Annotated in this window: 12 protein-coding genes and 3 tRNA genes; 13 read left to right on the top strand and 2 right to left on the bottom strand. The window is 52.5% G+C overall.

Features of this window, described 5'->3' with window-relative positions:
* Positions 1 to 83 precede the first annotated feature (83 nt).
* The 6 genes from ACJJJA_RS15880 (at position 84) to ACJJJA_RS15855 (ending at position 5,884) form a co-directional block, all read left to right on the top strand.
* The gene (locus tag ACJJJA_RS15880) at positions 84 to 392 is read left to right on the top strand and encodes a lipopolysaccharide assembly protein LapA domain-containing protein (protein ID WP_252082373.1); all 309 of its coding nucleotides are present in this window, start codon (positions 84 to 86) and stop codon (positions 390 to 392) included.
* Between the two features lies 1 nt (position 393).
* The gene (lapB, locus tag ACJJJA_RS15875; RefSeq protein ID WP_444886744.1) at positions 394 to 1,584 is read left to right on the top strand and encodes a lipopolysaccharide assembly protein LapB; all 1,191 of its coding nucleotides are present in this window, start codon (positions 394 to 396) and stop codon (positions 1,582 to 1,584) included.
* A gap of 47 nt (positions 1,585 to 1,631) precedes the next feature.
* The gene (gene pyrF / locus ACJJJA_RS15870; protein WP_252082369.1) at positions 1,632 to 2,342 is read left to right on the top strand and encodes an orotidine-5'-phosphate decarboxylase; all 711 of its coding nucleotides are present in this window, start codon (positions 1,632 to 1,634) and stop codon (positions 2,340 to 2,342) included.
* A 141-nt stretch (positions 2,343 to 2,483) separates the two neighbouring features.
* Positions 2,484 to 2,786, top strand: coding sequence for a ComEA family DNA-binding protein (locus ACJJJA_RS15865; protein ID WP_444902726.1), 303 nt, complete (start codon positions 2,484 to 2,486; stop codon positions 2,784 to 2,786).
* 204 nt (positions 2,787 to 2,990) lie between these two features.
* The gene (locus ACJJJA_RS15860; protein ID WP_444905255.1) at positions 2,991 to 3,869 is read left to right on the top strand and encodes an MraY family glycosyltransferase; all 879 of its coding nucleotides are present in this window, start codon (positions 2,991 to 2,993) and stop codon (positions 3,867 to 3,869) included.
* A 65-nt stretch (positions 3,870 to 3,934) separates the two neighbouring features.
* Positions 3,935 to 5,884, top strand: coding sequence for a polysaccharide biosynthesis protein (locus ACJJJA_RS15855; protein WP_444900300.1), 1,950 nt, complete (start codon positions 3,935 to 3,937; stop codon positions 5,882 to 5,884).
* A 167-nt stretch (positions 5,885 to 6,051) separates the two neighbouring features.
* On the opposite strand, the gene ACJJJA_RS15850 is transcribed toward ACJJJA_RS15855, so the two are convergent.
* Together ACJJJA_RS15850 and ACJJJA_RS15845 are read right to left on the bottom strand one after the other, a co-directional pair.
* Positions 6,052 to 6,127 (bottom strand) — tRNA-Asn (locus tag ACJJJA_RS15850).
* Positions 6,128 to 6,173: 46 nt separating this feature from the next.
* Positions 6,174 to 6,249, bottom strand: a tRNA-Asn gene (locus ACJJJA_RS15845).
* Between the two features lie 241 nt (positions 6,250 to 6,490).
* Here ACJJJA_RS15845 and uvrB point away from each other — a divergent pair.
* The 7 genes from uvrB (at position 6,491) to pheS (ending at position 13,284) form a co-directional block, all read left to right on the top strand.
* The gene (gene uvrB, locus ACJJJA_RS15840) at positions 6,491 to 8,497 is read left to right on the top strand and encodes an excinuclease ABC subunit UvrB (RefSeq protein ID WP_444902725.1); all 2,007 of its coding nucleotides are present in this window, start codon (positions 6,491 to 6,493) and stop codon (positions 8,495 to 8,497) included.
* Between the two features lie 152 nt (positions 8,498 to 8,649).
* Positions 8,650 to 8,726: transfer RNA gene (locus ACJJJA_RS15835), tRNA-Val, on the top strand.
* 107 nt (positions 8,727 to 8,833) lie between these two features.
* Complete coding sequence (gene thrS, locus ACJJJA_RS15830; protein WP_444902724.1) at positions 8,834 to 10,762, top strand: threonine--tRNA ligase; 1,929 nt, start codon at positions 8,834 to 8,836, stop codon at positions 10,760 to 10,762.
* A 21-nt stretch (positions 10,763 to 10,783) separates the two neighbouring features.
* A complete protein-coding gene (gene infC / locus ACJJJA_RS15825) occupies positions 10,784 to 11,329 on the top strand; it encodes a translation initiation factor IF-3 (protein WP_435583647.1) in 546 nt (181 codons plus the stop codon).
* Between the two features lie 146 nt (positions 11,330 to 11,475).
* Positions 11,476 to 11,670 carry a 50S ribosomal protein L35 gene (gene rpmI / locus ACJJJA_RS15820; protein ID WP_020413351.1) on the top strand — a complete coding sequence of 65 codons (195 nt, stop codon included), beginning with the start codon at positions 11,476 to 11,478 and terminating at the stop codon, positions 11,668 to 11,670.
* A 36-nt stretch (positions 11,671 to 11,706) separates the two neighbouring features.
* Positions 11,707 to 12,066, top strand: a complete 360-nt coding sequence (gene rplT / locus ACJJJA_RS15815; RefSeq protein WP_252082363.1) for a 50S ribosomal protein L20 — start codon at positions 11,707 to 11,709, stop codon at positions 12,064 to 12,066.
* Positions 12,067 to 12,270: 204 nt separating this feature from the next.
* Entirely contained in the window at positions 12,271 to 13,284 is a 1,014-nt protein-coding gene (gene pheS / locus ACJJJA_RS15810) for a phenylalanine--tRNA ligase subunit alpha (protein WP_252082361.1), read from the top strand.
* Positions 13,285 to 13,361: the final 77 nt, after the last annotated feature.

Genomic DNA, 13,361 nt, shown 5'->3' with positions numbered 1-13,361 from the left:
AGGGCTCCTCGAGTGGCAGTACCGTTCGCCAGAAAATTCTATTGGCTATTAGAGTCACCCTTTAGTGGAACGTGGAGGTTCCCTTGTCATTTCTGCGCTGGCTGATGCACTTTATTTTCGGCCTTCTGGCCCTGGTATGCGTTGCTCTCGGAATCTATTTCGCGGTGGAAAACTCCCAGGTAATCTCCCCGGTTATTGCAGGCTACTCATTGCAGTCAGGCAGCGTTGGTGTTTGGCTTATCTGCATGTTGCTGCTGGGTGTCCTGCTCGGATTTCTCGCCAGCCTTTTGCCAATTTTTTCCCAGCGTCGCCGCGTGCGAGGTCTTAACAAGCAGCTGAAAAAGATGGAGCGCGAACTCCAGGCTGTTCATCATAAGGCTACCGGAGACTGACTTGCTGGACTTAGCCTATTTCTTCTTTTTACTGGCTGCCGTTGCAATCGGTTGGGTGCTGGGTCGAGGCAGTACCAGGAAAAAACCTGACTTTAGTGAGCAGGAGCAATCCCTCGCCCGCTCCTATGCTCAGGGACTCAACTATTTGCTCAGCGAGCATCCCGATGACACTATTGAGAAGTTCATTGATTCTCTTGAGGTAAGCCCGGTCACTTTCGACACACACCTGGCCTTGGGGAACCTCTTGCGTAGGCGAGGGGAGTACGACCAGGCTATTAGAGTGCATCAGAACCTGCTGGCGCGCCCTAGTCTATCAAGGCAGAGCCAGCACAAGGCCCAATTTGAGCTGGCTTGCGACTATATTGCTGCTGGTTGGTTGGATAGAGCCGAGCGACTATTACAAGAGCTGGTTGAGACTTCACAGGAGCTGCGTGCAACCAGCCTCGAGCACTTGATAGAAGTTTATAGGGATGAGAGAGAGTGGGCTAAGGCTATTCATGCAGTAAATCTACTGCATGGCCGCCGCTTTAAGCGGCTGTCAGCGGACTGGGCTCCTGTGCAGGCACACTTTTGCTGTGAGTTGGCTGAGGAGGCTATTACCGGCAAAGACTACTTGAGTGCGCGAAAGCATCTTGACGCGGCTTTAGGGTATGATCGAAGTTCGGTCAGGGCTTGCCTGTTGTGGGCACGACTCGAATATTTGCTCGGCAAGCAGCGAGATGCCATTAAAGTATTGCAGCGGATCCCCAAGCAAAGTCCAGACTATATCCCAGAGATTCTAGAGCTGTTAGTCACCTGCTACGTGGAACTTAATGATGGGAAGGGGTTGGACCGCTATCTTGAGTCGCTTCTCAAGGAGCATCCTTCAAATAGTGTGCTGATTGCCCTGACTAGCAGGATTCAGGAGCAGGATAGCGAAGCTGCCGCTGCAGCTTTTATGGGAAAGCAGCTTGCTCTGCGTCCTTCTTTGCGAGGGCTTGGCCGCTTTCTGGACTTATATATAGGTACTGCGCAGGGTAGATCGAGGGAAAATCTCTCCCTACTAAAAGCGCTTATCGATCAGTTGATCGCTAGTCGCCCACACTACCGGTGTAGCAACTGTGGTTTTTCTGGTAACCAGTTGCATTGGTTGTGCCCCAGTTGTAAGCACTGGGATTCTGTCCGGTCAGTCAAAGGGATCGAGGGTGAGTGATCAGCTCCCTCGGCCACCGTATAACCTAATCCTTAAGAGGTATTTCTTTGCAGTCTCAAGTCTCCTCCCCAGTTATTGTTGCTCTTGACTATGACAGCGCTGATGCCGCGCTCTCCATGGCTGACCAGTTAGACCCGTTGCTTTGTCGGGTAAAAGTTGGCAAGGAGCTTTTCACTATTGCTGGGCCCGATCTGGTTCGTGCCCTTGTGGACCGTGGGTTTGAGGTGTTTCTAGACCTGAAATTTCATGATATTCCCAACACTGTCGCTGCGGCGGTTAAGGCGGCTGCGCGCATGGGGGTCTGGATGGTGAATGTGCATGCTAGTGGTGGAGAGCGCATGATGAGGGCGGCTGTAGATGCTCTGAGTGAATTTGGTGCTCGCAAGCCATTGTTGATTGGAGTTACTGTATTGACCAGTACCACCCCGGAAGAGCTGGCTGCCACTGGGGTTGCTAAACCGCTTCAGGAGCAGGTGCTAAATCTGGCAACACAAGCACAGTCTTGTGGTCTCGATGGCGTGGTCTGCTCTGCCCGTGAGGCTGAAGCGTTAAAAGCGGCTTGCGGCCCCGACTTTGAGCTGGTGACTCCGGGAATTCGTCCTGCGGGCAGTGATGCCGGCGATCAGCGACGGACTCTCACCCCTTCTGAGGCGCTGGATCAAGGTGCTGACCTCTTGGTGATAGGTCGACCTATTACTGCAGCAAAGAACCCCATGGTCGCCCTTCAAGATATATTGACTGAAATTGCAGGAAATTAAGGTTTGTTTGCCTAGACCGGGTGTGATGTAGTGTAATAGCCCTTGGGCAAAGTGTTGTTTGACCTGTTGGTATCATGTCCCGGCTTGGGGAGGTAGAGCTGTCCCAATGTGAAACTAGAACACTTTCACTGGGAGTCGAACATGATTAAAACTCATTCATTACTTTCTTTGCTGTTAGCTATTGCACTTTCATTTCTTTCCTCATCAGTAGTATTTGCCGATGGGGCTGAGAGTGAGCAGCAAGTTGCCTTTGAGGTCAATGTAAACAGTGCATCTGCTGAGGAGCTTGCTGGCAAGCTTCTTGGAGTTGGTGAGGCTAAGGCGCAGTTGATTATCGAGTATCGGGAACAATATGGACCCTTTACATCCTTGGATCAGCTTCTAAATGTCAAAGGGATTGGGGCGGCCACCCTGGATAAGAATCGTAAGCGCATTCGGTTGTAGCTGCTTCTGACTAGCGGTGGATTAAGGTCTTCTTTGCTGAGTGGGTAAGGGGTCTATGTCTACCTATTTTCTTAATCGGGTTAGAGAGAGGGTTCTATCACCCCCTCTGCTGTGAATTTGGCGTCAGCACTTATTTGAATTTTTAGTGTTGGCGCTATCTCACGCCAATCGTAGAGTATTGAGGAGAGAGGTTTAGTGGATCCGATGTCAGCTTGGTGGCTTCCCTTGCTAGTTGGAGGGGCTCTGAGTTATGGCGTGACGCTTGTCTTGCTGTTGCGCATGCGAAATTTGGCTTTAGATGTTCCTAATCACCGTTCAATGCACAGCGCTCCAATTCCGCGCACAGGCGGATGGGCACTGTTGGCGGGCTGCGGACTGGGCATAGCTGTAGGGCCTGCTTCCCTCCCGTTACCTGTTTATATGTCTTTTGTGTTGCTCCTTGCCGTATCTGCCATGGATGATATTAGGCATGTGGCGGCGAAGGTACGTTTGGCTTTCCAGTTGATTGCTGCTTTGATGGTTGTCCTTGCGCTCCCTGTAGGGCTGGAGTGGTGGTGGCTTCCCCTTTTTGTGTTGGGCGGGGCCTGGATGATCAATCTATACAACTTTATGGATGGTATAGATGGATTTGCTGGCAGTATGACCGTGATTGGCTTCTCATCTCTTTGTCTGGCATTCCTCTTGGTGGAAGACTGGGAGTTGGCAGGGGTGTGTGTCTTATTCGTTGTGTGCGCATTAATTTTCTTGCGCTTTAACTGGCCTCCTGCGCAAATTTTCTTGGGAGATGCAGGGTCGACGTGCATTGGCTTGGCGGCGTTTACCTTAAGCTTATTTGGATGGCAGAAAGGGGCCTTTGAGTTATGGTTTCCAATCATTGTTTTTAGCCCTTTTTGGGTGGATGCCAGCATTACATTGTTGCGGCGAATGGCTAGCGGGCAGCGTTGGTGGGAGGCGCATCGAGAACATTTTTATCAGCGCTTGGCTATTCGTATCGGGGTGGCAAAAGCGCTTTACCTGCAGCTGATTCTGATGATCGCAGCCTCTGTCCTGGCGTTCACTTTTTCTGCTTTCGCGGCAACTTGATTTCAACGGTCGCTTTTAATTGGCGCCACGGATTGGTTGATTTTTATGTATGGGGTAATCCTGTGATGGGAATTTGGCGAAAGCTGGAGAGGGCTAGGAAGCCGGTTTTGATGTTGCTGTTTGACTTGGCAATGCTGAGTGCTGCCTTTTTTATGGCGATGGCAATTCGATTGAATGGATTAGCTGAAGCCGTAACACTCCCAATGCTGGGTTGCTTAATTATTACGATCTGCTCTAGCAGTTTAATATTTTTAAAGCTTGGCCTTTACCGCACAGTTATCCGCTATATGGGGCAGAAAGCGGTTATTGCTGTGCTCCAGGGAGTTACCGCATCCTCAATTCTGCTTGCGGTTGCCTCTTATTTGACGACCGCAGGTGTCCCTCGCTCGGTTCCCGTAATTTACTGGTGTTTCGCGTTGATAGCAGTAGGGGGGTCTCGGTGGCTCGTCCGAATTTACTATCAAATGGCGTTGGAAATTCATAAAACGCGAGTGGCAATTTATGGGGCTGGTACTGCTGGCCTGCAAGTTTACAAGGCCCTGCTTCACGGTGAGGTCTACAAGCCGGTTGCCTTTTTTGATGATAACACCTCAAAGCAAAAGACCCTGATAGATGGTGTTATGGTCTACTCCCCTTCAAGCATACTTGATGTGGTCGCTGAGCATGATATTGCTGAAGTATTGCTGGCGATGCCTGGTGTTCCAAAGCGCCGGCGCCGAGAAATAGCGAGAGGGCTCCGTGATCAGGGGTTGGTAGTCAAAGCTATTCCTGGCGTAGAGGAGCTGGTTGATGCAGCAGGCCGTACCGAAGATATGTCCCAAACCTATGAGAATGTATTGGGCAGGGCCCCGGTGGAGCCTGAGAAGGCTTTGATAGCTGGTTCCATTAGCGGCAAAGTAGTGCTGGTGACGGGCGCTGGCGGCTCTATTGGATCGGAGCTTTGCAGGCAGATTGCCCAGTGGGGCCCGGCTCATTTGGTGCTGGTGGAATCTTCAGAGTATGCGCTTTATCAAATGGAGCGCGAGCTTCGTCAGCAGCAGCAGGATGAGGGGTATCAACTTCGGGTGACCGCGCTGCTTGGCGATGTTCGGGATAGAGTCCGGATGGCGGATATCATCAAGGGTTTCTCGGTTAATACCATTTATCATGCCGCTGCTTATAAGCATGTTCCCCTGGTTGAGCAAAATGTTGTTCTGGGGGCGGACAATAATGTGCTGGGCACGTTGTCGGTTCTGGAGGCTACGGAGGGCTCTAAGGTGGAGCAGTTTGTGCTGATCTCCACCGATAAGGCTGTACGCCCTACGAACGTAATGGGGGCTACCAAGCGTTTCGCGGAGTTGGTGTGCCAGGATTATGGGCGTCGCTCTACTCAAATGCGGGTTTGCATGGTGCGCTTTGGTAATGTGTTGGGGTCTTCGGGTTCGGTGATACCCCTGTTTACGGATCAGATTAATGCGGGCGGTCCTGTCACTGTAACCCATCCAAAAGTGACACGTTACTTTATGACCATTCCTGAGGCGGCTCAGCTTGTATTGCAGGCAGGCAATATGGGGCGCAATGGCGATGTATTCGTTCTGGATATGGGGGAACCAGTCCTTATATATGACCTTGCTGAGCGGCTAATTAGGGTTATGGGGCACTCTGTGAAGGATGATAAAAATCCTGATGGGGATATTGAGATTCAAGTGACAGGTTTGCGTCCTGGGGAAAAGCTCTATGAAGAGCTGCTACTCGGTGACAATGTATTGGGCACTGATCACTCAATGATAATGCGTGCGGAAGAAGAGTTTTTGGAGTCTGGGGTCTTGCAGCGATTGATTGCAGGGTTGAGGCAGGCTTGCGTAGAGCATCATTGTGAAAGGGTTCATCAGATTTTGTCTGAGGCGGTAAGTGGTTACACCTCAAAGCAAGGTTTGGTCGATGCTGTTTGGTCCCGGTCTCGCACTGTGAAGCCCCAGATAAAAATGGCCACGGTGGAGCGTCTTCCTGTTACCAGTGAGGGTGGCTTGCACTAGCTTGCCAGGTAAGCTGTTACATGAGCTCCTGATTTTGGGGGCTTGTAATTCCTAGGGTGGAATATAGGCAAGGGTCATTCTGCCCATGGGGTGAGGGAAGTGCGGTGAAGTATGAAGAAAGTGAATAAGAAAAAACCCCGCATAGCATGCTATGCGGGGTTTTTGTTTGGCTCCGCCTGCTGGGCTCGAACCAGCGACCCAATGATTAACAGTCATTTGCTCTACCAACTGAGCTAAGGCGGAATTTAATCTAATTTATAGAGCGCAAATTAAGCTGCGCTTTGAAATTTGGCTCCGCCTGCTGGGCTCGAACCAGCGACCCAATGATTAACAGTCATTTGCTCTACCAACTGAGCTAAGGCGGAATATCTTTTCGGCTGTGCCGTTGAGATGGCGCGTATATTATAGAGCACTCCTGGCGAGGTCAACCCCTTTTTTGATCTTTAACTAATTGATTTGTCAGGAAATTATTTATTTGGCCTGTGCGCAAAACGCCTCAGGCCTGGGTAGGGTGGGGTAGGACGCTATTCTCTTGTATTTGAGGGTGGCATGACGACAGCCTACAATCCGCTGTTGCATGAACGAATGAGTGGTTGAGGGAAGTGTATGGAGTCGCGACCTTTTAAGGTGGAATCTAAGTATCAGCCGGCCGGGGATCAGCCGCTGGCGATCAAGCAGTTATCCGAGGGCATAGATGACGGCTTGAGTCATCAAACACTGCTAGGGGTTACCGGCTCAGGTAAGACCTTCACGATGGCGAATATTATCGAGCGCTTGCAGCGCCCGGCGATAGTGATGGCTCACAACAAAACGTTGGCAGCTCAGCTCTATGGAGAGTTCAAAGAGTTTTTCCCCAAGAATGCCGTCGAATACTTTGTTTCTTATTATGACTACTATCAGCCCGAGGCCTATGTTCCCTCTTCGGATACTTTTATTGAGAAAGATGCATCGGTAAATGAGCACATTGAGCAGATGCGCCTTTCCGCGACTAAGGCACTGATAGAGCGGCGTGATGTTGTGGTCGTTGCCACGGTATCGGCTATTTACGGTCTGGGTGATCCCGATAAATACTTAAAAATGGTATTGCACCTGGATCGCGGTGACCTGGTGGATCAGCGCACAATTTTACGCAGGTTGGCGGAGTTGCAGTATACACGCAATGACGCTGACTTCCGCCGTGCAACCTATCGTGTGCGCGGCGATATTATTGATATCTACCCGGCCGACTCCGATTTGGAGGCGGTACGCCTGTCTCTGTTTGATAAAGAGATTGAAGAGATCACCCTGTTTGACCCGCTTACTGGTGAGCAGTTTAAGAAAGTTCCCCGGGTTACCATCTTCCCCAAGAGCCACTACGTTACCCCACGTGAGACCATTGTCAGCGCTATTGATGAAATCAAAGATGAGCTGCGAGTACGTCTGGAGCAGTTGCGCGGTAATAACAAGTTATTGGAGGCGCAAAGGTTGGAGCAGCGCACCCGCTACGACCTGGAGATGATGCAGGAGTTAGGGTACTGCAATGGCGTGGAGAACTATTCCCGCTACCTCTCCGGCCGCAATGCTGGTCAGCCGCCCCCCACACTATTCGACTACCTGCCAAACGATGCACTGCTATTTATCGATGAAAGCCACGTAACCGTGCCACAAATCGGCGGCATGTATCGCGGGGATAGATCGCGCAAAGAAACTTTGGTGGAGTATGGTTTTCGCCTGCCTTCCGCCCTGGACAATCGCCCCCTTAAGTTTGAGGAGTGGGAGCACCTGGCCCCGCAAACGGTATTTGTTTCGGCAACGCCTGGACCCTATGAAGCTGATCACGCGGGGCAGGTGGTCGAGCAGGTGGTGCGGCCCACAGGGCTTGTTGATCCGGAAGTGGAAATACGTCCGGCTCAGACCCAGGTTGACGATGCGCTCTCTGAAATTCACCGCTGCGCTGAAGCGGATCAGCGAGTGCTGATTACCGTGCTGACAAAGCGGATGGCAGAGGATCTGACTGAATACTTAGCGGAGAATGGGGTGCGGGTACGCTACCTGCATTCCGATATTGATACCGTTGAGCGGGTGGAGATTATCCGTGATCTTCGTATTGGTGAGTTTGATGTGTTGGTGGGTATTAACTTGCTGCGTGAAGGTCTGGATATGCCTGAGGTTGCCCTGGTGGCTATCTTCGATGCTGACAAGGAGGGTTTCCTGCGCTCTGATCGCTCCCTGATCCAGACTATTGGGCGTGCGGCGCGCAACCTTGAGGGGCGGGCTATTTTATATGCGGACAAAGTAACCGGCTCCATGGAGCGTGCGCTGGAAGAGACCCGTCGCCGCCGGGAAAAACAGATTGCTTTCAATAAAGAGCATGGCATTACACCGAAGGGGATTCGCAAAAGCGTTGCGGATATTCTTGAGGGCGCTGTGGCGCCCGGTGTGCCCAAAAGTAAGCGTAAGGTGGCAGAAGGGAAGGGTGCCTATAAGGTTGATGACAAACCGATGTCCGATAAGCAGCGCTGGGCGCGAGTTGCTGAGCTGGAGAACCAGATGTATGAGCATGCCAAAAATCTGGAGTTTGAATCTGCAGCGAAGCTGCGGGATGAGATCGCTCACCTGAAGGAGGTGGAATAGTATTAGTTGGGGGCGGCTTTTTCGGCTGCCCTCACCACCAGAGCAACTTAAAAAAAACTCTGCAAAAAGTTCAGTAAGTTGTTGAAAACACTGAAAAGCGGTGCTAAAGTTCGCGCTCTTCGCAGCACTGGGTTCCCCCGCTGCAGAGTTCTAGACCCGTAGCTCAGTTGGTTAGAGCGCTGCCTTGACATGGCAGAGGTCAGCGGTTCAAATCCGCTCGGGTCTACCATCTTCAAAAGGATGGTTACCCATCTGAATCAATAGCTCCATGAACCACTTCATGGATAGTTTCATGCGGTCTTTGGTAGGGATCGCCACTGAGAGAAAGGACAAACAATGCTCGTTGTTACTCTCCCCGATGGTTCTCGTCGAGAATTTTCCGCTCCGGTTTCCGTGCATGACGTTGCCGCAGATATCGGTCCTGGCTTGGCCAAGGCTGCACTTGCTGGCGTAGTCGACGGCAAAGAGGTTGATACCAGCTATGTCATCGATCGCGATGTCAACCTGGCCATTATCACCGACCGCCAGCCCGAAGGCCTGGAAGTCATTCGCCACTCCGCTGCACACTTACTGGCACAAGCCGTTAAGCAGCTGTACCCGACGGCCCAGGTCACTATTGGCCCGGTTATCGAAGATGGCTTCTATTATGACTTTGCTTACGAGCGCCAATTTACGCCGGAAGACCTGGAAAAGATCGAAGAGCGTATGGAAGTGCTGGCCAAGGAAGATATTACAGTCAGCCGCCGACTGATGCCCCGTAAAGAAGCGGTGCAGTACTTCCGCGATATGGGTGAAGAGTACAAAGCTGAGATTATCGACAGCATCCCCAGTGACGAAGATATTTCTTTGTACCGCCAGGGCGATTTCGAAGATCTGTGTCGCGGCCCCCACGTGCCCTCCACTGGCAGACTGAAGGCGTTCAAGCTGACCAAGGTGGCTGGTGCTTACTGGCGCGGTGATTCCAGCAACGAGATGTTGACCCGTGTTTACGGCACCGCCTGGGCCAACAAGAAAGAATTAAAAGCTTACCTGCGTCGTATTGAGGAGGCAGAGAAGCGCGACCACCGCAAGCTGGCCAAGAAATACGATCTCTTCCATATCCAGGAAGAGGCACCCGGTATGGTGTTCTGGCACCCAAATGGCTGGACTATTTACAGTGCTGTCGAGCAGTACATGCGCCGCCGTCAGCGCGAGTTTGGTTACAAAGAAATCAAAACCCCACAGCTGGTGGATTTCAGTCTATGGCAGAAGTCTGGTCATGCGGATAAGTTTGCCGATGACATGTTTACGCTCACCAGTGAAGAGCGCCAGTTTGCCATCAAGCCGATGAACTGCCCCTGTCACGTGCAGGTGTTCAATCAAGGTCTGCGCAGTTATCGCGACCTGCCGCTGCGTTTGGCGGAGTTTGGCTCCTGCCACCGCAGTGAACCTTCTGGTTCCCTGCACGGTCTGATGCGCGTGCGCGGCTTCGTACAGGATGATGGCCATATCTTCTGTAGCGAAGATCAGATTCAGTCAGAGGTTTCTGACTTTATGGATCTGCTGCACTCCGTGTACAAAGACTTCGGCTTTAATGATGTTATTTACCGTCTCTCCACTCGCCCGGAGAAGCGTGTAGGTTCCGATGAGAGCTGGGACAAAGCAGAGAAAGCCCTGGCCGATGCGCTGGATGCCGCGGGCCTGCCGTGGGAAGAGCTGCCAGGTGAAGGTGCCTTCTACGGACCGAAGATCGAATTCTCCCTGAAAGACTGTCTCGGCCGGGTATGGCAGTGCGGTACCATTCAGGTGGACTTCTCTATGCCGGGCCGTCTGGATGCGCAATATGTTGCCGAAGATGGTTCGCGTCAGTCCCCGGTGATGTTGCACCGTGCAGCCCTGGGTTCCTTCGAGCGCTTTATCGGAATCCTGATCGAGCATTACGAAGGCGCGTTCCCCACCTGGCTGGCACCACAGCAGGTGGCGATCATGAATATTACCGATCGTCAGGCCGATTACTGTCGTGACTTGGAGGCCCGCCTTGGTTCGCTGCAATACCGCGCCAGTGCTGACTTGAGAAACGAGAAGATCGGCTTTAAAATCCGCGAGCACACGCTCCAGCGTGTCCCTTATCTGCTGGTCATTGGCGATAAGGAAGTAGAGAGCCAGACGGTTGCCGTGCGCACCCGTAGCGGTGAGGATCTGGGAAGCATGACTTATGAGTCTTTCCTTGAGATTCTCGAGCAGGACGTCAGTCGCCGCGGCCGTTTGTCCGAAGATAATGCATAACAACTTGGCAACTGGGAGACCATAGCTATTAAACGAGACACTAAGGGACGGTCCAAAAAGGCCCGCATAAACGATCAGATTGAAGCGTCAGAAATCCGCCTGATTGGCGCTGATGGCGAACAGGTAGGCATTGTCTCCCTGAATGAAGCGCTGGAAGCTGCACAGCAGGCTAGCTTGGATCTCGTTGAAATTGCCCCGGACTCCACGCCGATAGTCTGTAAGATCATGGACTACGGCAAGCACGTATTCGAAGCTAAGAAAGCTAAGAATGCCGCCAAGAAGAAGCAGAAGCAGCAGCAGATCAAGGAAATGAAATTCCGCCCGGGCACCGATATCGGTGACTACCAGATCAAGCTGCGCAACCTCATCCGCTTCCTGGAGGCGGGTGACAAGGCCAAAGTATCCCTGCGCTTCCGTGGTCGTGAAATGGCTCACCAGGAGCTGGGTATGGAAATGATGCAGCGCATCGAAAAAGACCTGGAAGAGCTGGCCATTGTAGAGCAGCGACCCAAAATGGAAGGTCGCCAGATGCTGATGGTTCTCGCTCCCAGCAAAAAGAAAAAGTGAGGTTTGGGGAAGCGATTCCCGGAACCTCCTTTGAGAAGTGATTGGGCGACGGCTGCCTCCTCACTCTCACAGTGCCGATGGCTCAGGTTGTCGGCAGATACTAAAGGTGCCTGTTATGCAGGCGAATATTCACTTTGGAGTACAAAATGCCGAAAGCAAAGACTCACAGTGGCGCTGCCAAGCGCTTCAAGAAGACGGCTGCGGGCTATAAGCACAAGCACGCTAACAAGAGCCACATCCTCACCAAGATGACCACCAAGCGTAAGCGTCAGCTGCGTGGCACCCAGACTATGAACAAGTCTGATGCCGGTCTGGTCGATCGTATGCTGCGCGCCAAGTAATTGGCCCAAATCGCAAAGGTTTAAGAGGATAGAGTTATGGCCCGTGTAAAACGTGGTGTAGAGGCGCGTCGTCGTCACAAGAAGATTCTGAAGCAGGCTAAAGGTTACTACGGTGCGCGTTCGCGCGTATTCCGCGTTGCCAAGCAGGCAGTTATTAAAGCTGGTCAGTACGCATACCGTGACCGTCGCGTTAAGAAGCGTAACTTCCGCGCTCTGTGGATTACCCGTATTAACGCCCAGTCCCGTGCAGAAGGCCTGAGCTACAGCCGCCTGATCGCAGGTCTTAAGAAAGCGGAAATCGCACTGGATCGCCGTGTACTGGCTGATCTGGCTGTTTACGATAAAGCCGCTTTTGCTGCCGTAGTTGAAAAAGCTAAGGCAGCCCTGGCAGCGTAAGTTGTCACTTCAGTTGTAAAACTGAATACTTAAAATAGGGAAGGGCTGTAGCGGCCCTTCCCTATTTTTTTATGGGGTTTCCGCTATTTTTTACCGGTGGCGGTGCCAGGGGAACCCCCGCGGTGCAAATGCACCGGTTAAAACAAGCACAAAACTAGGGCCAATCGGCCTCAATCGAAGTTGGATTCAAACGGGAACAGTTCGATGCAAGATTTGCAGTCCCTCACCGAGCAGGCAATGGAGCTGGTGGAGAAGGCCGATGGCCTCGCCGCACTGGATCAGGTGCGTGTTGATTACCTGGGCAAAAAGGGCCAGCTGACGGCACTGCTGAAAGGCCTGGGCAAGCTGTCTGCTGAGGAGCGCCCGGCTGCGGGTGCCAAGATCAATGAAGCCAAGCAGCAGGTGCAGGAAAAAATTAATGCGCGCCGCACTATGCTGGAGCAGGCAGCCATCAATGCCAAGCTGGCTGAAGAGACCATTGATGTCACCCTGCCAGGGCGTGGGGAAGAGCAGGGCAATGCTCACCCCATCACCCGCACCTTAAAGCGTGTAGAAGATTTCTTTGCGGGCATCGGATTTACAGTTGAGAACGGCCCGGAAGTCGAACAGGACTACTACAACTTCGAAGCCCTGAATATTCCCGCGCACCACCCAGCGCGCGCGATGCACGACACTTTCTACGTGGACCCCACCACCGTACTGAGAACACACACCTCTTCCGTGCAGATCCGCACCATGGAGAAAAAGTCTCCGCCGCTGCGCATTATCTGCCCGGGCCGCGTATACCGTTGCGACTCCGATGTGACCCACTCGCCCATGTTCCACCAGGTAGAAGGCCTGGTAATCGGCGAGAACATCAGCTTTGCGCATCTGAAAGGCACCATCGACCAATTCCTGCGCGCCTTCTTCGAAGCGGAAGTGCCGGTGCGTTTCCGTCCGTCTTATTTCCCATTCACCGAGCCGTCTGCAGAAGCGGATATCCAGTGCACCGCCTGTGGTGGTGAAGGTTGCCGCGTATGTTCCGGCACCGGCTGGCTGGAAATTCTCGGCTGCGGCATGGTGCACCCGAACGTGTTTGCCGCCTGTGATATCGACAGTGAAAAATACTCCGGCTTTGCCTTCGGTATTGGTATCGAGCGCCTCGCCATGCTGCGTTACGGCGTTAACGATCTGCGCTTGTTCTTCGATAACGATCTGCGCTTCTTGAAACAGTTCTAGCCCAGTGAGAGCGCGAATGGCCGAGGCGGTTCGCAGTAGCAATCGAATTGTGGAGGCCCGGGTGGCGAAATAAATAT

It is taken from the genome of Microbulbifer mixtoriginis (SeqCode), from assembly GCF_052466865.1.
Note: the sequence above shows the minus strand (reverse complement) of the source record. Positions and strands in the feature narration are given on the sequence as shown.